17 protein-coding genes are annotated in these 19,832 nt (G+C 62.4%); 8 read left to right on the top strand and 9 right to left on the bottom strand.

Annotated features, from left to right (window positions below; genetic code table 11):
* The 7 genes from AC3WG5_RS18585 to AC3WG5_RS18555 form a co-directional block, all read left to right on the top strand.
* Positions 1 to 1,142 (top strand): DUF2345 domain-containing protein (locus AC3WG5_RS18585; RefSeq protein ID WP_492570173.1); only part of this gene is annotated, 1,142 nt, incomplete at its 5' end.
* The gene (locus tag AC3WG5_RS18580; protein ID WP_492570172.1) at positions 1,142 to 2,572 is read left to right on the top strand and encodes a hypothetical protein; all 1,431 of its coding nucleotides are present in this window, start codon (positions 1,142 to 1,144) and stop codon (positions 2,570 to 2,572) included. The genes AC3WG5_RS18585 and AC3WG5_RS18580, both read left to right, overlap by 1 nt.
* Positions 2,572 to 3,549 (top strand): hypothetical protein, encoded by a 978-nt coding sequence (locus AC3WG5_RS18575; protein ID WP_492570170.1) that lies wholly within the window; start codon positions 2,572 to 2,574, stop codon positions 3,547 to 3,549. Before AC3WG5_RS18580 ends, AC3WG5_RS18575 begins: the two co-directional genes overlap by 1 nt.
* 233 nt (positions 3,550 to 3,782) lie before the next feature.
* Entirely contained in the window at positions 3,783 to 4,202 is a 420-nt protein-coding gene (locus tag AC3WG5_RS18570; protein WP_492570169.1) for a hypothetical protein, read from the top strand.
* A 631-nt stretch (positions 4,203 to 4,833) separates the two neighbouring features.
* Positions 4,834 to 5,601 (top strand): transporter substrate-binding domain-containing protein, encoded by a 768-nt coding sequence (locus AC3WG5_RS18565; protein WP_294864157.1) that lies wholly within the window; start codon positions 4,834 to 4,836, stop codon positions 5,599 to 5,601.
* Positions 5,602 to 5,654: 53 nt separating this feature from the next.
* Positions 5,655 to 7,541, top strand: coding sequence for an alanine racemase (locus AC3WG5_RS18560; RefSeq protein ID WP_492570168.1), 1,887 nt, complete (start codon positions 5,655 to 5,657; stop codon positions 7,539 to 7,541).
* Positions 7,542 to 7,647: 106 nt separating this feature from the next.
* Positions 7,648 to 8,124, top strand: coding sequence for a YbaK/EbsC family protein (locus AC3WG5_RS18555; RefSeq protein WP_492570166.1), 477 nt, complete (start codon positions 7,648 to 7,650; stop codon positions 8,122 to 8,124).
* A 68-nt stretch (positions 8,125 to 8,192) separates the two neighbouring features.
* Here the strand turns inward: AC3WG5_RS18555 and AC3WG5_RS18550 are convergent, their stop codons facing one another.
* The 9 genes from AC3WG5_RS18550 to ilvD all read right to left on the bottom strand — a co-directional run bounded on the left by AC3WG5_RS18550 (position 8,193) and on the right by ilvD (position 19,429).
* A complete protein-coding gene (locus tag AC3WG5_RS18550; RefSeq protein ID WP_492570164.1) occupies positions 8,193 to 9,683 on the bottom strand; it encodes a carboxypeptidase M32 in 1,491 nt (496 codons plus the stop codon).
* Positions 9,684 to 9,830: 147 nt separating this feature from the next.
* On the bottom strand, positions 9,831 to 10,484 hold the full coding sequence (locus tag AC3WG5_RS18545) for a hypothetical protein (protein WP_492570162.1): 654 nt from the start codon (positions 10,482 to 10,484) through the stop codon (positions 9,831 to 9,833).
* The gene (locus AC3WG5_RS18540; protein WP_492570161.1) at positions 10,481 to 11,557 is read right to left on the bottom strand and encodes a malate/lactate/ureidoglycolate dehydrogenase; all 1,077 of its coding nucleotides are present in this window, start codon (positions 11,555 to 11,557) and stop codon (positions 10,481 to 10,483) included. The genes AC3WG5_RS18545 and AC3WG5_RS18540 overlap by 4 nt, the downstream gene beginning before the upstream one ends.
* 71 nt (positions 11,558 to 11,628) lie before the next feature.
* Entirely contained in the window at positions 11,629 to 12,723 is a 1,095-nt protein-coding gene (gene ribD, locus AC3WG5_RS18535; RefSeq protein WP_492570159.1) for a bifunctional diaminohydroxyphosphoribosylaminopyrimidine deaminase/5-amino-6-(5-phosphoribosylamino)uracil reductase RibD, read from the bottom strand.
* Positions 12,724 to 12,731: 8 nt separating this feature from the next.
* Positions 12,732 to 13,187: a transcriptional regulator NrdR gene (nrdR, locus tag AC3WG5_RS18530; RefSeq protein ID WP_008953066.1), complete on the bottom strand. Its 456-nt coding sequence runs from the start codon at positions 13,185 to 13,187 to the stop codon at positions 12,732 to 12,734.
* Positions 13,188 to 13,444: 257 nt separating this feature from the next.
* Positions 13,445 to 14,695: a serine hydroxymethyltransferase gene (gene glyA / locus AC3WG5_RS18525; protein WP_492570158.1), complete on the bottom strand. Its 1,251-nt coding sequence runs from the start codon at positions 14,693 to 14,695 to the stop codon at positions 13,445 to 13,447.
* 119 nt (positions 14,696 to 14,814) lie between these two features.
* Positions 14,815 to 15,921: a hypothetical protein gene (locus tag AC3WG5_RS18520; RefSeq protein ID WP_492570156.1), complete on the bottom strand. Its 1,107-nt coding sequence runs from the start codon at positions 15,919 to 15,921 to the stop codon at positions 14,815 to 14,817.
* 1,011 nt (positions 15,922 to 16,932) lie between these two features.
* Complete coding sequence (locus AC3WG5_RS18515) at positions 16,933 to 17,226, bottom strand: DUF3175 domain-containing protein (protein WP_492570155.1); 294 nt, start codon at positions 17,224 to 17,226, stop codon at positions 16,933 to 16,935.
* 346 nt (positions 17,227 to 17,572) lie between these two features.
* Positions 17,573 to 19,429, bottom strand: a complete 1,857-nt coding sequence (ilvD, locus tag AC3WG5_RS18510) for a dihydroxy-acid dehydratase (protein WP_008953071.1) — start codon at positions 19,427 to 19,429, stop codon at positions 17,573 to 17,575.
* A gap of 202 nt (positions 19,430 to 19,631) precedes the next feature.
* On the opposite strand from ilvD, the gene AC3WG5_RS18505 reads away from it, so the two are divergent.
* Positions 19,632 to 19,832: prolipoprotein diacylglyceryl transferase family protein (locus AC3WG5_RS18505; RefSeq protein WP_492570153.1), on the top strand; the 201-nt coding region annotated here is incomplete at its 3' end.

Here is a 19,832-nt window from a genome sequence, read left to right as displayed (position 1 = left end):
ACGGCTTCGAACTGCGCACCGACCGCCACGGCGCGATCCGCGCCGGCCACGGCCTGCTGCTCAGCACCGAAGCGCAGTCCTCAGCCTCTGGCAAACAGCTGGCGCGCGACGGCGCCCAGAACCAGCTCGACGCCGCGCTAAGCCTGAGCCAGTCCCTCGGCGAGACCGCTACCGCGCAGCTGGCCGATACCGTTGAAATCGGGCCGGAGACGATTCAGCCGGACAACGGCAAGGGAGCGAAGAAAGCCGACGGCCACCTGCAGCACCACGCCGCGGCGCTGAAGGCGTGGGAAGCCGGAACTAACACTATTCCTTCGCGACGCTCCGCTACCTCGCTCAGTCATAAAGAATCCAACATCGCTCCAACAGGTGAGGGATTGGCTCAAGCCGGCCAGCAGCCACTGATGATCCTCAGCGCCCCGGCCGGCCTCGCCGCAACGACCGACAACAGCCTGACCCTGGCGGCTGGGACGAATATCGACCAAATCGCCCAGCGCGATATCCAGCAGACCTCGGGCCGGCGCTGGCTGCACAACGTGGGGCAGCACATCAGCCTGTTCGTGGCCGGGGTGAAGGACCGGATTGCGCTCAAGCTGATCGCGGCCAAGGGCAAGGTGCAGGTCCAGGCGCAGAGCGATGCGATGGAGCTGACTGCAGACAGGGATGTGACCATCACCTCCTGCAAGGGCAAGGTAGTGGTGATCGCCAAAGAAGAAATCCTGCTCACCAGCGGCGGCGGTTACATCCGGCTTTCGGGCGGCAATATCGACATCCACTGCCCGGATACCGTCAGCATCAAAGGGGCGGATCATGCGCTGACTGGACCGGCCACTCTGCCCGTCAGCTTTCCGCCACTCCCCCAACCCGGCAAGCACTGGATTGCCGCCAGCCTGATGGATGCAGAAGGCAAGCCCATTGCTGATGCCAAATACAAAATCCGCTTCGATGGCGGTATGACTCTGGCCGGCACCTTGGACCAGGCCGGGGTTGGCCAACGCCACCAGGCTGTCCCGCTGGAACCTGCGCAAGTGTCTTACGAATTGCCGCCACCGAAACCGGAAGCCGAAGTAGATCCACTCTCCCTGCTGCAGCAACAGATTGAACAAAAATTACCCGCTGGCGGTAATGGAGGGAATACGTAATGGATGAGCTGGAACAGGCTCTGGCCTGGTTTCAAAGCGCCCCCAAGAGTTGGCTAGATAGTGCCGGCGACAAATTGCAGGCAACTGGCCTATGGATTTGGGCGGTGATCCAGGGAGACTTCAACGACAATCAGAGCACTGGCCAAGTCGTCACCGGCACATTGATCTCCATGATCCCCTTCGTGGACCAGATCTGCGATGTGCGCGACCTGGTGGCGAACTGCCGCAACATCTCGAAAGACAGCAACAACACCGGTGCCTGGGTAGCGTTGGCACTGACCTTGGTCGGCCTGTTCCCTGTACTGGGCTCCTTTGCCAAGGGTGCGTGCAAGGTGATGTTCCTGTACCTGCGCAAGGCCGGTTTTAACATGGCCGGGAAAATCGCTGACAAGAAGGCCTTTGAATCGGCCATCGGAGGCCTGAACAAGCTGCTAGATCAGCCAGCAGTACGCAAGACGCTGAGTGTGCTGCACATTTATAACCCCTACCGTTACCTTGCCGAACAGGTACGTAAGCTGCAGGCCAAGATCAAGCTGAACCAGCTGCTGACGGCCTACGACAAACTGGCTGGGGTCGCCAAGGCCATCCTGCAGCGGGCGGCGGACTGGGGACCGGCGTCAATCAAGCAACCGGTACAAAACACCATCCAGTTGATTGCCGACGTGCGCAACAAGGCTAATGACGGCTTGAAGAAAGCCATCGGACCGCTGAATGAAACGCTGGGGCGGCTGGCCAAGAGGCTGGAAATCGAAGGCGATCTGTCACGCCGCGCCACCATTGGCCGCATCAATCCACACTCGGTCAAACCTATCAACGAGGGTGAGGAGGCTGTGTGGTTAAACAAGGTGAAGCCCTCGTGGGTGGATGTGGATGCACCTATCAAATATCCTCGACTGATAGACATAACAGCTGGCCAGCAAGCAGCCATACGCCGAGGCTGGCCGGACATTGCAATAGGCGGTACAAAGCGTCCAACGTTGAACGCAGTAAAGACCTTTAACACGCTCAAGGCCGTAGAGCTGCCTCCTGGCACCAAGCTATTCCGTGTTGTATCGCCACGCTCGACCGATAACAGCATCTGCTGGATGCGGGAAGAGGAATTCCACAAGCTGAAAGGTAAGCCCGACTGGCGGCGTCACTTTGCCGTGTGGAAAAACTGGAACGATAATGGTGAATTTGTCACCTACATCGTGCCACCGGGTAAACCGCTGAAAGTCTGGGAGGGGCGTGCGGCTACACAGCAGATGGAAGATACGGATCTTTCGCTGGAAGGCGGTTATCTGCAGATCGTGCTCGATCCCAAAGATATGGACAGGCGTTTTGCCAGTAAGCGCAAAGCTACCGGCTGGGGGTATACCGATGATGATCTGCCCGGCGATCTGGACGCCCATATCGGTATCCCGAAGCTGGAAAATAACTGGAGACAATAATGGCCCAACTGCACCCGCAAGAATGCTTCCTACTGGAACGCTACACCTCGCTGGAGTACATCGGTGAATTGCGCGATACCTGGCGCGAAGTGGTACGCCTGCACGAGCAGGCGCTGGATGACTATATGCGCCAGGCTCCGGCTGATCTGCGCTCCCGCCACCTATCAGAACAGCCCGACGTGAGCTGGGGAACAGTTGTATTGCCTAATTTCAGAAGCACCTTACAAAAGTTGATGAATGCGTTTATTTACCGTAGCCACGATGACCCCCGGGCTTTTCGTATAGGAGGGGGGGTCGGTTACGATCTGCATAAAGGCGCGGTGGAGTACTGGGATGGCTGGATAAGCCAGGATCTTCTTGATCAGATCGGCCCCTGCGAGAGCAAGGCCAGCAAAATGGACAGCAATATTCAAGCTACGAATCAGGGGCTATGGGGGGAAGGGGACCTCACCTATCTTTGCGAGGAAGTCCATAGGCATGGCTCGGATCTTCCTAATCGCATACCTGCTTACGAGCTGGATCACAGCGTGGTGATTCGCCCCGGCGATCCAGTGCTGGTCACGGGCCTGTACCTGCCCGATGTTGACAATGCGTGCGCCCAGTTCCTGCACCCGTACCGGACTAATCAATTGTCGCCTGACTCATTGAAAGAAAAGGGCATGCGTGAGATTGAAGTGTTCCAAGGCGTGCAAAAAGATGAGGATGGTTATTGGGAAGAAAGGCAGCGAGTCATCCCCACCTGGACCCTGATCCGCCGCGTATCCGACCGCTACATCGCAGTGCCGCAGGAAGGCTTCTACTCCAAGGACAAACCCAGCACCGGCCGCGTCGAAGCCGGCCACCCCTGCCCGCAGGCAGGACTCTGGTGGACCCCGGCCAAGCCTGACACTCGCCGTGCCTGTGCCCAAGGCGAAGTCATGCCCGATTTCCCCAACTCCCGCTACGGTGCCACCATCTGGTATCGCGAGGCAGAGTAACCCTGACAGATTGCAGTTTTTTCTTGTGGTGAAACTGATAGCCGCTCCAATTCGAATGCAGCCAGAAACAGAAAGCTTCCAGTCATGACTGGAGTGATTTTCCAATTACAACAGCTGTATCAACAGCCTATCAATTCAATATATACATGTTGATCATAAAGATATTTCTAGTATTTCTAATTGTATATATTTTGTTATCAATACATGGAGATAGGGAGATACGGAGACGGAGAATGATATTTGATGGGAGAAATCATTTCTTGGGCCTTCATATCAACGAGGCGATCAGATTAATAGGGCCTCCTTTAGGCAAGCATGATAGGCATCTAAATACAACAGGATACGCATGGGGGATTGGTGATCACTCTACTCTTCTTGTCACTAATGGTGATGGAATTGTAATTGACTACACCCCCATGCGATTTCCGGAAAAATATCTGGCAACTTATTTCTGTGAGAATGAATCAAAGTTAATAGGAAAAAACATTGAAAGCATAATTAAGCAAATTGGCCTCCCCCATAACTACTACCAATTTGATTTTGGCGATTCGGAACATATTTGGTTTTTGGGGAAAGATGCCAAGGTTGAGTTGTATTGTAAGGGTGGAATTTGCGTCAATGTTAATGTTGTTGGTAATGCTTTCAAAAAATAATCTGTCTGAATCCGATGCTCAAGGTGCACAGTGTAACCGAGCATTTTATATGCAGTCCCGCTGGAAGGCTTCTACCCCAAGGCTAAACCCAGCAGCAGTCGTGTCGAGGCTGGCCTGACCGGCCCCCAGGCAGGGTGGACACCAGCCAAGCCTGACGTACATCAATGCTTTGCAGCCGGCGACGTAATGCCGGGTTTCCCTGGCCCCCGCTCCGGTGCCACCATCTGGTATCGCGAGGCAGAGTTAAGCCTAAAGGTTAACCGCTGCATGCTCATTGTGACCAACCTTCTGCCTTCCCCATTGAGATTCCACATGGTTCACCTGTACCGGCGAGGATATTCCCTACTAAGCACCACGTGCTGCCGAGCCCCTCCTTTTGCCACAATTTAGCATTACGGATTTACGACATCACCCAAGGCAAACACGACACCCGCTTTTCTGTATACAAAATACTATTTTGAGCCACTCTCCATCCAGCAAGCTTCGCAGTCGAATGCCAAAAACATTAATGCCGAAGTCATTTTTTGACCAGAAAAAGAGCTATTGAGCCCCCACTCCCCCTGTGACACTCTGAGCCCGCCTACCCTCCACTAAAAGGGGGAGCGATCAAAGAGAACCGGAGGAGAATGACATGAGAAAGACTGCACTATCGCTGTTGCTGGCTGCGTCCATGGCCCCGCTGATGGCTCAGGCGGAAACGATCCGATTCGGTATCGACGGCAACTACCCGCCCTTCGCCAAGCAGGCAGCCGACGGCCATCTGGAAGGGTTCGACGTGGATATCGCGCTGTCGCTGTGCGAAGCGATGAAGGTGACCTGCGAGATCGTGCCGCAGGAGTGGGACGGTCTGATTCCAGCCCTCAATGCAGGCAAGTTCGACGCCATCCTGTCGTCGATGCAGATCACCGACGAGCGCAAGAAAGCCGTCGATTTCACCAACCGCTACTACCAAACACCGAGCCGTATGGTCACCAAGAACGGCGTGGTCAAGGTCACCAAGGATGACTTTAGCGGCAAACGCATCGGTGTGCTGCGCGCCTCGACCGAGGAACGCTACGCCAAGGACCACTGGGGCAAGAAGGGAGTGCAGATCGTCAACTACGGCAAGGTCACTGAGGCCTTCCTCGACCTGAAGACCGAGAGGCTGGATGGCGTATTCGTCGACCAGGTCGTGGCCGATACCGAATTCCTCAAGCGCGGCGGTGCGCCGGCCTACGCCTTCGCCGGACCGGGGATTTCCGATACCAAGTATTTCGGCTACGGTGCCGGCATTGCCGTGAAGAAGGGCAACAACATGCTGCGCGAGCGCCTGAACAAGGCGATCGAGACCATCCGTGGCAACGGCGTGTACCAGAAGGTGCAGAAGAAATACTTCAACTTCGACATCTACGGTAGCTGATAACGCCAACCGCACCGTAACCGATTCGACGTTCAACGCAGTGGAGCACAGGTATGGCAGGTCCTCGCATCATCATCGATCTTGATCGCATCGAAGAAAACACAAGCGTGCTGGTCGAGGCCTGCCGGGCGCAGGGCATCCAGGTTGCCGGCGTCACCAAGTCGGCCTGCGGCTCACCCCGGGTGGCCCGCGCCATGGTACGCGGCGGGGTGGCGCAGATCGCCGACTCGCGCCTCGACAACATCGTGCGGCTGCGGCGCGACGGCATCGCCGTGCCGCTGATGCTGATACGCGCCCCGGCCCCGGGCGAGGCGGAACAGGTGGTGCGCCACGCCGATATCAGCCTCAACTCCGAGCTGCCGACGCTGCAGGCGCTATCACGTGCAGCTTTGCAACTGGATGTAGTGCACGACGTGGTGCTGATGATCGACCTGGGCGACCTGCGCGAGGGCATCCTGCCCCACGAGACCATGGACTACGTCGAACAGATCCTGGCGCTCGCCGGGGTGCGTCTGATCGGGATCGGTGCCAACCTGGCCTGTGTCGGGGGCATCCAGCCCACTGTCGACAACCTCTCCAACCTGGCCTATCTCGCCGAGGAGATCCGCCGCCGCCACGCCATCAAGCTGCCCATCGTCTCCGGCGGCAACACCTTCTCGCTGCCGCTGCTGGAACAGGGACAGCTGCCGCCCGGCATCAACCACCTGCGTCTCGGTGCCAGCATCATGCTGGCCGAATCGCCCACCCCGCCGGGGCTATATGAAAAGCTGCACAAGGACGCCTACACCCTGACGGCGGACGTGATCGAAGCCAAGACCAAGCCGTCGCGCCCCTACGGACTGTCCGGCGAGGACGCCTTCGGCCGCCGCCCGGTGTTCGACGGCGAAGACCGCCCTGCGCGCCGGCTGATCCTGGCCATGGGACGCGAGGACATCGCCCCCGAGGGGCTGCGTCCCACCGACGAGCGTCTGCAGGTGCTGGGCGCCAGCAGCGACCATCTGATCGTCGACGCCAGCGCGGCAGAGGCGACCTACCGACTGGGCGACAGCGTCGCCTTCACGCTGGACTATGGCGCGCTCCTGATGGCGATGACCTCGCCCTACGTGGCAAAAGAATACCGCCTGCACCGCGCCGAAGCGGCGAAGGCGACCGTGATCAAGCTGTTCAACCTGGTGGAAAAGCTGACCGATGCTTGCGAGCCGCTCGCGAGCCACCTGCTGCTCAACGGCCTGCGCGAGGAACTGGAGCCGATCGGGCACGAATGCGTCGAGCACGGCAAGAAAAGTGCCGACAGCTTCTTCTGGAAGGCGCCGGTCGACAACGACAACCTGTACGGCCTGTTCTACCGCTCGTTCCGGCAGATTCCGCTGATCCTGAGCGGCGGCACCTGGCACGACACGCCGATCCCGGTCGGCCACGTCGCGGGCCAGGACGCCGGCGCCATCGTGTTCACCTCGCGTGGCAACATCGACCGGCTGCTCACACTGAAGAAGCAGAAGCGCGGACCGAGCCTGGAAAACACCGTGCTGATCGGCGTGCGCCACACCAGCCTGGAGGACAAGGCGCTGCTCGACGACTACGGCGTGCGGCTGATCACCATCGACGAGATCGACCGCCACGGCCTGGCGAGCCTGATGCCGAAAACCATCGCCGCGGTCGGCCAGGGGGTGGTCGGGCTGCACGTGCACTTCGATATCGACGTCATGGACGGCCGCGACCTGGGACGCGACGATCCGACCCACCTGGGCGGGCTGACCTATCGCGAAGCGCACTTCGCGATGGAGCTGATCCACGAGAGCGGCCTGTTGCAGACCGTCTCGCTCGGCGGCCTGTCCGCCGAAGCCGACGCCGGCGGACGGCTGGCCCGTTTCGTCAACGGCCTCCTGGCCTCGCTCTTGGGACGCAAGGTAGTCAAGAAGATCGGTACGGCGACCGTGTAACACCGCTTCGCCATCCACGGGGGCGGCCTTTGCCGCCGCGCCCCTCCTGCACTCGGTCACCTTGCCCTTATAATGGACGGCTCCCTACCTGCCAGCCGAGACGTCCATGAGCCTGCAATCCGTCCGCGATTTCTTTGCCCGCGCCGGGCACGACATTCCCATCATCGAACTCGACACCAGCACCGCCACCGTGGCGCTGGCGGCCGAGGCACACGGCGTCGAGCCGGGGCGTATCGCCAAGACGCTGGCTTTCCGCCTCGCCGACGAGCGCGTGGTGCTGGTGGTGGCGCGCGGCGATGCCCGCATCGACAACCGCAAGTTCAAGGAGACCTTCGGCAAGGGCCGCATGCTGCCGGGCGAGGATGTGGAACGGCTGACCGGGCATCCGGTCGGCGGGGTCTGCCCGTTCGGCCTGGCCACGCCGCTGCCGGTCTATCTGGACGAATCGCTCAGGGACTTCGACGAGGTGATGCCGGCGGCCGGCGGCGTGCACACCGCGGTACGCATCAGCCCGCAAAGGTTGGCCGAAGTGGTCGGCGGCGAGTGGGTTGCGGTGTGCCAGACCATCACCGAGACCGCCTGAACCTCGTCCAACGACAAAACCCGACGCCGCCACAACGTCGGGTTTGTTGTTTGCCCAGCAGGCACCGCTCAGCCGAGGTAGCGCCGCTTCAGGTGGGCGCGGAAATAGGCCGGATTGAGCGCCTCGCCGGTGGCGCGTTCCACCAGTTCGCCGGTCTCCCAGCGGCTGCCCTGGGACCAGATGTGCCGGTCCAGCCAATCGAACACCGGGGCCAGATTGCCGGCGGCGATCTGTGCGTCCAAGTCTGGCTGTTGCCGGCGCAGGGCGGCGAAATACTGCGCGGCGTACATCGCCCCCAGCGTGTAGCTGGGGAAATAGCCGAAGCTGCCGTCGGTCCAGTGGATGTCCTGCAGGCAACCGTCGCGGAAGTTGCCGCGCGTGTCGACGCCGAGGTAGGCCTGCATCTTCTCGTCCCACAACGCCGGGATGTCCTCGGCCTCGATCTCGCCCTCGATCAGCGCGCGCTCGATCTCGAAGCGCAGGATGATGTGCGCCGGGTAGGTCAGCTCGTCGGCGTCGACGCGGATGAAGCCGGGCTGCACCCGGGTGTAGAGCCGCGCCAGGTTGGCCGAAGAGAACGCCTCCTGTTCGCCCAGATGCCGTCGCACCAGCGGCGCGATCAGTTCGAGGAAGGCCGGGCTGCGCCCGAGCTGCATCTCGAACGACAGGCTCTGGCTTTCGTGGATGCCCATCGAACGCGCCTGCCCCACCGGCTGGCTGAGCCAGTCGCGCGGCAGTCCCTGCTCGTAGCGGGCATGCCCGGTCTCGTGCACGATGCCCATCAGGCTCTGCACGAAGTCGTCCTCGCGGTAGCGCGTGGTGATGCGCACGTCCTCGGCCACGCCGCCGCAGAACGGGTGCACGCTGACGTCGAGCCGGCCGCCGTCGAAATCGAAACCGAGCAGTTTCATCACGTCGAGACCGAGCGCGCGCTGCCGCTCGACCGCAAACGGCCCGGCCGGGGCCAGCACCGTTTCCCCTTCCTGGCGTTGCCGCACCTGCCGGATCAGTCCGGGCAACCAGCCCTTCACCTCCTCGAACACCCGCTCGATCTCGGCACTGCTCATGCCGGGCTCGAACTTGTCCATCAGCGCGTCGTAGGGACGCACCCCGGTGGCTTCGGCCAACCTTTGCGCCTCCTCGCGCGACAGCCGCACCACCTCGCGGAAATTGGCGAGAAACCCCGACCAGTCGTTGGCCGGGCGCTGCGTACGCCAGGCGTGTTCGCAGCGCGAGCCGGCCAGCGCCTTGGCCTCCACCAGCGCCTCGGGCAGCAGGTTGGCCTGCTCCCAGCTGCGGCGGATCTCGCGCAGGTTGGCGCGCGCCATGTCATCCAGCGGCTCGTCCTCGGCGGCGGCGATCTGGCCCGCCAGGCCCGGCTCGGTCAGGGTGCGATGGATCAGCACCTGCAGCTCGGCCAACGCCGCAGCCCGGGCTTCGTTGCCCTTGGCCGGCATCATCGTGGCCTGGTCCCACGAGGCGATGGCGTGGAGGTGGTGGTAACGGTAGAGGCGGGTGAAGCGTTCCGCGAGCGCGGAATAGGCGGAAAGAGTGGTCATAGCGGCTCCCGGTGTCGTGCCGGACAGTGTAATTCCAAACCGCACGGGAAACGAGAACGCGGCGCCGATGGCGCATTCCACCCGCCTATGCGCGTTCAAGACGAGAAAGCAGCACGCGCGGCAGCGGCGGGCGAAGGCGACGCCCGCTCAGAATGGGGTCATCATGGTGCTGCGTTCGGCGGCGGGCGGGAACGACAGCCAGTAGTAGAAGTACTCGCGCGCCAGCTGCAGGAAGGCGACGCGCGACTCATTGTCGTCGAACGTCAACTGCAGCAGCATGGCGTCGACCACGATGCGGTAGTTTTCCGGCTTGTAGGGCTGGCCGTCGAGCAGGTACAGCATGGCCTTGAGAATCTGCTCGCGCGGCGCGATCTGGCGCTCCTTCATGCCCCCCTCGAACAGCTTGCCGAGGTAGATTTCCAACGACGGCGGAAAGCGGTCGAAACTCGCTTGCTTCATGCGCTGCAGCAGCTCGTCCAGCGAGGCCGCGATGTCCATGCGCGGGTTGTGGATAGTGAAGCCGGAACGGGAGGTCAGCTCGGCCAGCTTCTTTATGTCGCCCAGCCAGAAGTAATAGTATTCGCGCGCGCAGGTCAGCGCGGTGACCCGGTCCTCGTGCGGGCAGCGCTCGAGGTAGACGTCCACCGCCCGCCGGAACAACTCGATGTCCTTGGGGTGGCCGTTGAGCAGCGCCGTCAGCTTCTTCAGCAGCTGGCGGCGCTCCGATACCACCTGCTCGGTGGCCCCCTTGCGGTGAATCAGGTTCAGGTACGCCTCGAGGGCGTCCTCGATGTCCTTCATGCCAGCTCCTGTGCTTCGTCCAGCTGATGCGCCATCACCCCGGCCTCGAGCGCGGCGGTGCGGATGACATTCCATTCATTGTCGGAAAACTCGATGCCATTCGCCAGCTGATCGGCACGTCGGCGCGCCTCCGGCTCGCCCGCCATCTGCACCGGGTCGCCACCTTCCTGCGCCGGCGACGATTTGATGTACTCGGTCATGGCATCGTACTCGGCCTGCAGCCACGGCAGCGAGCCGGTTTGCGCCGGGTCGACCACGAACGCCGTCATCTGGTTCAGGATGCCACCCTGGCGCGGCCGCTCCGGCTGCGAGGTGCCACCGCCCGAGAGCAGCCCGGCGAGAAACTCGGTGGCGGCGAGCAAGCCGCCGCCCTTGTGGTGCGCCATCGGCCGCAGCGTGCCCTGCGGCTCCTCCCACATCACGCGCGGGTCATGGGAGGGATGGCCGGCATGGTTCTGCAGCACCGGCTCCTCGAAACGCTGCCCGGCCAGATAGGCCACCCGCGTCTTGCCGTAGGACACCCGGCTGGTGGCAAAATCGAGGATGAAGGCCGGGTGCTTGTCGGTGCCCGGAAAGGCGATGCAGATCGGATTACCGCCGAAGCGTCCGGCGGTCCCGCCAAACGGCGACACCATCGGCATGTGCACGTCGGTGACGTTGACGAAGAACAGCCCGACCAGGCCGGCGTTGGCCAACTGCTCGCCGTAGCAGCCGATGCGCCCCATGTGATGGGCGTTGCGCACCGTGAGCAGGGCCACCCCGGTTTCCCGCACGCGCCAGATGGCGGCGTCCACCGCCTCGCGTGCGACGCGCTGGCCGAAACCGCGCTCGCCGGAAAACTGCAGGATCGCCCCGGCGTCACGCACCAGCCGGGCAGCCTGATTGGGACGCAGCGTCTTGTTGCGGACGCTGGCGACGTAAAACGGCAGCATGCCGATGCCGTGGCTGGGGTGGCCACGCAGATTGGCCTCGACCAGGTGCCGGCTGACTATGACGGCTTCCTTTTCCTTGCAACCCAGGGCTTTCAACACCAGTCGGGACACATGCTCCAGCTGCTTTGCTGCCAGTTTCATCGTCATCCTCCGTTATGTTCTGATTTTTGTGCTGTTGCCACTTCCCTCATTGCCCGGCCCGCCACTCACCCTCAGCAGGACGGTATTGCCAACTCCAGTCGCACGTCCTGACCCACCATGCGCAGATCACGGACCACCACATTCCTTTTCCCGGCCAGCGACTCCAGCGCCGGCCAGCCAAACAAACCCTGCGCCGCGTCGCCCAGCAGCGTCGGCGCCAGGTACAGCACGATCTCGTCGACCAGCCCGGCCTGCAGCAAGGCGCCGTTGAGCCCGGCCCCCGCCTCGACCATCAGCTCACCCACGCCTTCCTGCGCCAGGCGCGCCAGCAAGGTAGCCAGATCGACCCGGCCGGCGGTATCGCCCAGCGCCAACACCGTCACCCCCTGCTCCAGGTAAGGCTGGTGGCGCGCCGCGTCGGCGACCGCCGTGGCAAGGATGGTTTCGCCGTCGCGGTAGATGCGCGCCCCAGGCAACGTCTGCAACCGGCTATCCACCACCACCCGCCGCGGCTGGCGTGGGGTAAACACCTCGCGCACCGTCAGCTGCGGATCGTCCGCCAGCACCGTCCCGCTGCCGGTCAGGATGGCGCAGGAACGGGCGCGCAGGCGATGCACGTCGCGCCGCGCATCGGGGCCGGTAATCCACTGGCTGGCGCCGTTCAACAAAGCGGTCTTGCCGTCCAGCGAGGCCGCCGCCTTCAGCGTCACCCACGGCCGGCCGCGCTCGGCGCGCGACAAGAAACCCTTGTTGAGGCGCCGCGCCTCGGCCTCCAGCAAGCCCACCGCCACCACGATGCCGGCAGCGCGCAACATGTCCAGGCCACGCCCGGCCACTTCGTGATACGGATCCTGCATCGCCGCCACCACGCGGCCGACACCGGCCTCGATCAGGCCCTTGGCACACGGCGGGGTGCGCCCATAGTGGCTGCACGGCTCCAGCGTCACGTAGGCGGTGGCGCCGCGCGCGAGCTCGCCCGCCATGCGCAGGGCGTGCACCTCGGCATGCGGGGTGCCGGCCGCGATATGCCAGCCCTCGCCCACGACCTCGCCGTCACGCACTACGACACAGCCGACCCGGGGGTTCGGCGTGGTGGTGTACAGGCCTTGTTCGGCCAACCTCAGTGCCTGCGCCATCATGGCGTGGTCAACCGCGGAAAACGTCATGGACTCTCTCACGAGGATTTCTGGATTTCCTTGATCGCCTCGGAAAACTCCGAGACGTCCTGGAAACTGCGATATACCGAGGCAAAACGGATATAGGCTACTTTATCCAGTTTCGCCAACTCATTCATCACCATCTCGCCGATCTGGCGCGAACTGACCTCGCGCTCGCCCAGTTGCAGCAGGCGGTGGCAGATACGGTCGATGGCGTCGTCGACCAGCGCGGTCGGCACCGGGCGCTTGTGCAGCGCGCGCAGGAAGCTGGTGCGCACCCGCTCGACATCGAACTCGGAACGATGCCCACCCGACTTCACCACCTGCGGCATGCGCACGTCGGCGGTTTCGAAGGTGGTAAACCGCTTTTCGCACGCCAGGCAGCGGCGGCGGCGACGGATGCTGGTGCCGTCTTCGCTGACGCGTGAATCGATCACCTGGGTGTCGGCGTTGCCGCAAAACGGACATTTCATGATGTGACGACCTGGCTAGTAATAATCCTACGATGGTATCAGCAAAGGTCGGGAGCGTTAACGCCACCGTTTCTGACGCTCGTCAAGAGAGCGCGTCGCCGCGCGGTGCCGCCGCGCCGCTCCACCTCGTTCGGGCCCACTCCAATCGGCCCACCAGGACAAGCACCGGACATCGCCGGGCCGCCTTAAACCCCTGTCCGAAAAAACAAAAGCGGCCCGAAGGCCGCTTTCAGTATCACACAGGCGTGACGATGGGCTTACTTGGCAGCGTACACCGGCAGGCGCTGGCACAGCGCCTGGACTTCACCGGCCACGCGCGCGGTCACGGCCTCGTCGTTCGGCGCTTCCAGCACGTCGGCGATCAGGTTGGCCAGCAGCTTGGCTTCCGCCTCGCCGAAGCCGCGGCTGGTCATGGCCGGGGTGCCGATACGGACGCCGGAGGTCACGAACGGCTTTTCCGGGTCGTTCGGGATGGCGTTCTTGTTGACGGTGATGTGGGCGCGGCCCAGGGCGGCTTCGGCGTCCTTGCCGGTAATGCTCTTGGCACGCAGATCGACCAGGAACACGTGCGACTCGGTCTTGCCCGACACGATGCGCAGACCGCGCTCGATCAGGGCCTCGGCCATCACCTTAGCGTTCTGCTTGACCTGCTGGGCGTAGGCCTTGAACTCCGGCGACGCGGCTTCCTTGAAGGCCACGGCCTTGGCGGCGATGACGTGCATCAGCGGACCGCCCTGCAGGCACGGGAAGATCGCCGAATTCAGCACCTTCTCGTATTCCGCCTTGGCCAGGATCACGCCGCCGCGCGGACCGCGCAGGGTCTTGTGCGTGGTGGTGGTGACGAAGTCGGCGAACGGCACCGGGCTCGGGTACTCACCGGCGGCCACCAGGCCGGCGTAGTGAGCCATGTCGACGAACAGGTAGGCCCCCACTTCGTCGGCGATCTTGCGGAAACGCGCCCAGTCGATTTCCAGCGCGTAGGCGGAAGCACCGGCCACGATCATCTTGGGCTTGTGTTCGCGCGCCAGACGCTCGACGGCGTCGTAGTCCAGCACTTCGTTCTCGTCCAGGCCGTACGGCACCACGTTGTACAGCTTGCCGGAGATGTTCACCGACGCGCCGTGGGTCAGGTGACCGCCGTGCGCCAGGCTCATGCCGAGGATGGTGTCGCCCGGCTTCAGCACCGACACGTACACCGCTTGGTTGGCCTGCGAGCCGGAGTGCGGCTGCACGTTGGCGTACTCGGCGCCGAACAGCGCCTTGAGGCGGTCGATCGCCAGCTGCTCCACCACGTCGACGTGTTCACAGCCGCCGTAGTAGCGCTTGCCCGGGTAGCCTTCGGCGTACTTGTTGGTCAGGACGGAGCCTTGGGCTTCCATCACGGCAGGGCTGACGTAGTTTTCGGAGGCGATCAGTTCGACATGGTCTTCCTGACGGCGGTATTCGGCGTCCATCGCCGCGGACAGTTCCGGATCGTACTTGGCGATCGTCAGATCGGCTGCAAACATCTTTGACTCTTCCAATCAAAGGGTTAATCGAGATGCGCGATTTTACCTCAAATGCGCGGCCCATTGGTATGAGCAATTCGGGACATGAGCATGAATCCGGCTCATGTCCCGAGACATCATTACTGCAGCGTCGAACCCGGCGCCGGGATATCGTCGGCGGTCAGGAACAGCGGAATGCCGTTCTGCTGATCCGGCTGTACCTGCGGCACCACGCGCACGTCGCTCACCCGGCACTCGGCCATCAGTTCGCAGAACTGCGACGCGATCAGCGGCACCGAATCCAGCGGCGACAGCTGCCAGACGAAGCCCTCCCAGTTTTTCTCGTCGCCCGGAGCGGAGATGGTGCAACGCAGCTCGCCATTCTCATGCGCGGACAGCACCGCCACCGGCTCCTGCCCCATATCGCGCAGCTTGCGGATCATGCTGCTGGCAAAGGCCTGCAACGTCACTTCCTGGCGCGCGCTGCCGCCCGCCACTATGGCCTGCAGCAGCGCCTGCGGCGGACGCGCGATAGGGAACAGCGTCACACCGTCGGTTTTCAGCTGCTCGCCGAGGAACTTCATCAGTGGGATGCCCCACGGCCCGACCGCACCACCGAGCTTGACCGGGGCCGGCTCGCCCTCCTCCTGGATCGCCACGCCGATCAGGTAACGCAGGAACACGCCATCGTTTCTGACCGTGACGGCGGACGGTTCGAGCTCCAGCGGCAGACCGCGCGCGGCATCGACCAGTGAGCGGGTGAAGCGGTAGAGCTGTGCCGAGGAGATGCCGGCCACCGTGTCCGGGTGCAGCAGCTTGCCCGACAAGAACACCTCGGCCCCCGGCGCGAACACGCCATGCTCGCGGAGTAGCGCGTTCAGTCCGTCCACATCCTCGATGCGCGCCGGCAACGCCGCCTCCGGCTTGGCCCCGGCCACCAGTACCAGCGGTACGGCGAAGATCACGGCATGGCGCCCTTCCGGCTGCTCGGCGGCGGCACGCAGGGCTTCCCACAGCACACGGTAGGCGGCCTGCGACGGCACCATCGCCAGCGCCACCGACAGCGTCAGCACATCGCCGCGCTCCAGGATGTCGGCTACGGCCTGCTTGAGCGAGACCCGGCACGCTTCCCGGTCGCTATCGGACGCCGCATTCAACACCGACAGGGTGTAATGAATCAGCATGTTGCTGGGCATGGGATCAGGGTACAGGCGGGGATCGGGGAGAGCGGGATGCAGCATGGACATGAGGAAATCCTGCGTCAGGGATAAAAGGAAAGATTGTCGCACAGCGGCAGGCCAGCGGGGAGAGGGCCACTCGATTTTCGATTAGTAACACTTGGATGTTCCAATGTGCGACATCGAAGCATCTTTTTCGTGCATTGCAACACTTTGCTGTTGACAGCCCCCGCACCAATCTGGATAATCTGTCCTTGTTGAGACGCAGCAATTGCTTCTTGATAGTTTCTCCTCTATTTCTCCTTTGTAGACTTGGCGCGGACAAATGTCCGCGCATTTTTTTTGCCTATTCCCCGCCTTTCCTCCCGACAAAGCCCTTGATTTTCATCAAATCAGCCTCACTTTGTTTAAAGTAAGCTGAAAACCCTGCCCCATCTGGCGTTACGCCGGCCGCAGCAAGAACCCGGCCCGTCATGCACCGTTACCCGGACACATCGGGAACGGCACCATTGCAGTGCAACAGCGGGGGCGAATAAATTTGTGCAATGCACCAATTTATTCTTCATTTCTTGTGCAACAAAAACAAAACCGAACATTTTCATGTTCGGTTGTGAATTGTTTGCATGTTATCTCTGCGCCTCGCAGACAGCACGATTGTGTCAGTCGAGTTCAGAGCAGCCGCGCCCAAAAAAGTTCCATGGCATAACGATACCCCGCGCCAAAATCGGATGAAGCAACAACTCCGCCACGAAAGTGACTCCATGCGACAACAGATACTGACGTATGCTCAGAGGGACCCAGAACCCGTTCACGATCTTGCTGCGCATTCCTGACCGGGGCTCATGTGCATTGCGTGCGAATCTTTCGCTGGATACCTCGAAAATGGGCACAACGGGATTCGCTCCGCGATCGGAAATCCTCATTTCTCCCGCACATTCCGGTTACTGCACTGCTCCTCACCCCGCTGAGGGCGGCTTGCGACAGATCGTGAACCGGCTCCAAGGCCTGATACTTCTTCTGACTCCCCGGCAACAGGCAATGGTTTAGATTGGCACTGCCGTCAGGAAAGAGAAGCCAGCTTCACGACTGCCGACGCGGCTTCCCATAGAGCGCGCGCAGTTCGTCCTTCGCCTGCTCCAGGAGCTGGCGCTGCGGTGCGGAGAGCTGGCGCCCGGCGCGGTTGATATAGAAGGAGAGCATCGACATCGCCGAGCGGAAGGGGTCTGCCTTTCGCCGGTCGCTTCGCTCGGCCGACCGCATCAGCGACAGGGCGATCTCTCGCGGGTTATCTAGCGTGAACACACCGGTCTCCAGATCCAGCGCATTGCTGCTCTCCGTCACTTGTCGTGACCACCGCTGTAGTTCCTGGGCCATCGTTCCCGCCAATCCGATCCATGCATGTTCCTGCCCCCAGCCTGGTGCATTCCACACACGAAGCGACCACCGGCGAGGTTCATCATCTCTTTAATCCAAGAGAAAACAACCGATATCCTTCACCAGCCGGCATGGGGCAAGACTCCCTCTTCCCCATTCTAGGCACGGAACCGAAGAGACGGGGACAAGCGACAGTTCCTTTGGAACGAGCCGAAAAACAAAAACGGCAGCTCATCCGAGCTGCCGTTCTGTTGCTGCCAAACAATTTGACCACCTCGATAATGGAGAGGCCGAAGTTTGCCAGGCTGGCGGCGGATCGCCCCGCCTTGCGGGACATCCGCCCTACTTACTTGTGCTCTACCTGCGACACGTCGCGCACCGCGCCGGTGTCGGCGCTGGTGGTCATCGCGGCGTAGGCGCGCAGCGCGGCGCTTACCGTGCGTTGACGGTCCAGCGGTTTCCAGGCGTCCTTGCCACGCGCTTCCATCTTGGCCCGGCGATGCGCCAGTTCCTCGTCAGAGACGGCAAGGCGGATGGTGCGGTTCGGGATGTCGATTTCCAGCGTATCGCCCTCTTCCGCCAGCCCGATCGCGCCGCCTTCGGCCGCTTCCGGCGAGACGTGGCCGATAGACAGACCGGAGGTGCCGCCGGAGAAGCGGCCGTCGGTCAGCAGTGCACACGCCTTGCCCAGCCCCTTCGACTTGAGATAACTGGTCGGATAGAGCATTTCCTGCATGCCCGGGCCGCCCTTCGGGCCTTCGTAACGGATCAGCACCACGTCGCCGGCGACGATCTGGTCGGCCAGGATCGCTTCTACCGAGGCATCCTGGCTTTCAAAGATGCGCACCCGGCCGGTGAACTTGAGGATGGAGTCGTCCACGCCGGCGGTCTTCACGATGCAACCGCGCTCGGCGATGTTGCCGTACAGCACGGCCAGGCCGCCGTCCTGGCTGTAGGCGTGCTCCTTGTCGCGGATGCAGCCTTCGGCGCGGTCGTCGTCCAGCGTCGGGTAGCGCATGCTCTGGCTGAAGGCGATGGTGGTGGCGACACCGCCCGGCGCGGCGCGGTAGAAGCGGTGCGCTTCGCTGTCCGGCGCGTTGCGACGGATGTCCCAGGCTTCCAGCCCTTCGGCCAGGGTCTTGCTGTGCACGGTCGGCACGTCGCGGTGGATCAGGCCGGCGCGGTCGAGCTCCGAGAGGATGGCGACCACGCCGCCGGCGCGGTGCACGTCTTCCATATGGTACTTCTGGGTGGCCGGGGCCACCTTGGACAGGCACGGTACGGCGCGCGAGATGCGGTCGATGTCGGCCATCTTGAAGTCGACGCCGGCTTCGTTGGCAGCGGCCAAAAGATGCAGCACGGTATTGGTGGAACCGCCCATCGCCACGTCCAGGCTCATGGCGTTCTCGAACGCCTGCTTGGAACCGATGGCGCGCGGCAGCACCGATTCGTCGTCCTGCTCATAGTAGCGGCGGGCCAGTTCGACAATGGTGCGGCCGGCCTTGAGGAACAGTTCCTTGCGGTCGGCGTGGGTGGCGAGCAGGCTGCCGTTGCCCGGCAGGCTGAGGCCCAGCGCCTCGGTCAGACAGTTCATCGAGTTGGCGGTGAACATGCCGGAACAGGAACCGCAGGTCGGGCAGGCGGAGCGTTCGACGCGGTCGACGTCCTCGTCGGATACTGCGCTGTTGGCCGCTTCGACCATGGCATCGACCAGGTCCAGCTTGCGGATGTCGTTGCCCCACTGCACCTTGCCGGCTTCCATCGGGCCGCCGGAGACGAACACCACCGGAATATTGAGGCGCATCGCGGCCATCAGCATGCCCGGGGTGATCTTGTCGCAGTTGGAGATGCACACCAGCGCGTCGGCGCAGTGGGCGTTGACCATGTATTCGACGCTGTCGGCGATCAGGTCGCGCGAGGGCAGCGAGTACAGCATGCCGCCGTGCCCCATGGCGATGCCATCGTCGACGGCGATGGTGTTGAATTCCTTGGCGACGCCGCCGGCCTTTTCGATTTCCCGCGCCACCAACTGGCCCATGTTCTGCAGGTGAACGTGGCCCGGTACGAACTGGGTAAAGGAGTTGGCGATGGCAATGATCGGCTTGCCGAAGTCGTCGTCTTTCATGCCGGTGGCACGCCAGAGGGCGCGGGCACCCGCCATGTTGCGGCCGGAAGTCGAGGTACGGGAACGGTATTGGGGCATTGCGAATCCTTCAGTCTCAATCGGTAGCGGAAAGCCGGCTCGCCAGGGACGCCAGCGGCGGGTAGCCGCGACGCAGTCCGGACATCGGGTGCCAGAATGCCGAACGGCCGCGTGGGCTGCCTTGCTTGCAGCGCGACGCGGGGGAACGCTTTCCGTATAATTTCGTCATCTCTCTTTTACCGCAAACGCACATCGCTGACAAATGTTCATTCATCCCCAGTTCGACCCGGTGGCGATCAAGCTTGGCCCGCTCGCCGTTCATTGGTATGGCCTGATGTACCTGTTGGGTTTTCTGCTGTTCATCGGGATGGGCAACCTCCGCCTGAAGCAGGGGCATGCCTTCCTCACACCCAAGCTGCTGGACGACCTCTTGATGTACGGGGTGCTGGGGGTGGTGCTGGGG

This window comes from Pseudogulbenkiania sp. FW507-F1 (genome assembly GCF_058781125.1).
This window is presented reverse-complemented; position numbering and strand designations above follow the sequence as displayed.

Coding starts and splice junctions, on each gene's coding strand:
- AC3WG5_RS18580 (WP_492570172.1), top strand. CDS start 1,142: ATGGATGAGCTGGAACAGGCTCTGGCCTGGTTTCAAAGCGCCCCCAAG.
- AC3WG5_RS18575 (WP_492570170.1), top strand. CDS start 2,572: ATGGCCCAACTGCACCCGCAAGAATGCTTCCTACTGGAACGCTACACC.
- AC3WG5_RS18570 (WP_492570169.1), top strand. CDS start 3,783: ATGATATTTGATGGGAGAAATCATTTCTTGGGCCTTCATATCAACGAG.
- AC3WG5_RS18565 (WP_294864157.1), top strand. CDS start 4,834: ATGAGAAAGACTGCACTATCGCTGTTGCTGGCTGCGTCCATGGCCCCG.
- AC3WG5_RS18560 (WP_492570168.1), top strand. CDS start 5,655: ATGGCAGGTCCTCGCATCATCATCGATCTTGATCGCATCGAAGAAAAC.
- AC3WG5_RS18555 (WP_492570166.1), top strand. CDS start 7,648: ATGAGCCTGCAATCCGTCCGCGATTTCTTTGCCCGCGCCGGGCACGAC.
- AC3WG5_RS18550 (WP_492570164.1), bottom strand. CDS start 9,683: ATGACCACTCTTTCCGCCTATTCCGCGCTCGCGGAACGCTTCACCCGC.
- AC3WG5_RS18545 (WP_492570162.1), bottom strand. CDS start 10,484: ATGAAGGACATCGAGGACGCCCTCGAGGCGTACCTGAACCTGATTCAC.
- AC3WG5_RS18540 (WP_492570161.1), bottom strand. CDS start 11,557: ATGAAACTGGCAGCAAAGCAGCTGGAGCATGTGTCCCGACTGGTGTTG.
- ribD (WP_492570159.1), bottom strand. CDS start 12,723: ATGACGTTTTCCGCGGTTGACCACGCCATGATGGCGCAGGCACTGAGG.
- nrdR (WP_008953066.1), bottom strand. CDS start 13,187: ATGAAATGTCCGTTTTGCGGCAACGCCGACACCCAGGTGATCGATTCA.
- glyA (WP_492570158.1), bottom strand. CDS start 14,695: ATGTTTGCAGCCGATCTGACGATCGCCAAGTACGATCCGGAACTGTCC.
- AC3WG5_RS18520 (WP_492570156.1), bottom strand. CDS start 15,921: ATGTCCATGCTGCATCCCGCTCTCCCCGATCCCCGCCTGTACCCTGAT.
- AC3WG5_RS18515 (WP_492570155.1), bottom strand. CDS start 17,226: ATGGCCCAGGAACTACAGCGGTGGTCACGACAAGTGACGGAGAGCAGC.
- ilvD (WP_008953071.1), bottom strand. CDS start 19,429: ATGCCCCAATACCGTTCCCGTACCTCGACTTCCGGCCGCAACATGGCG.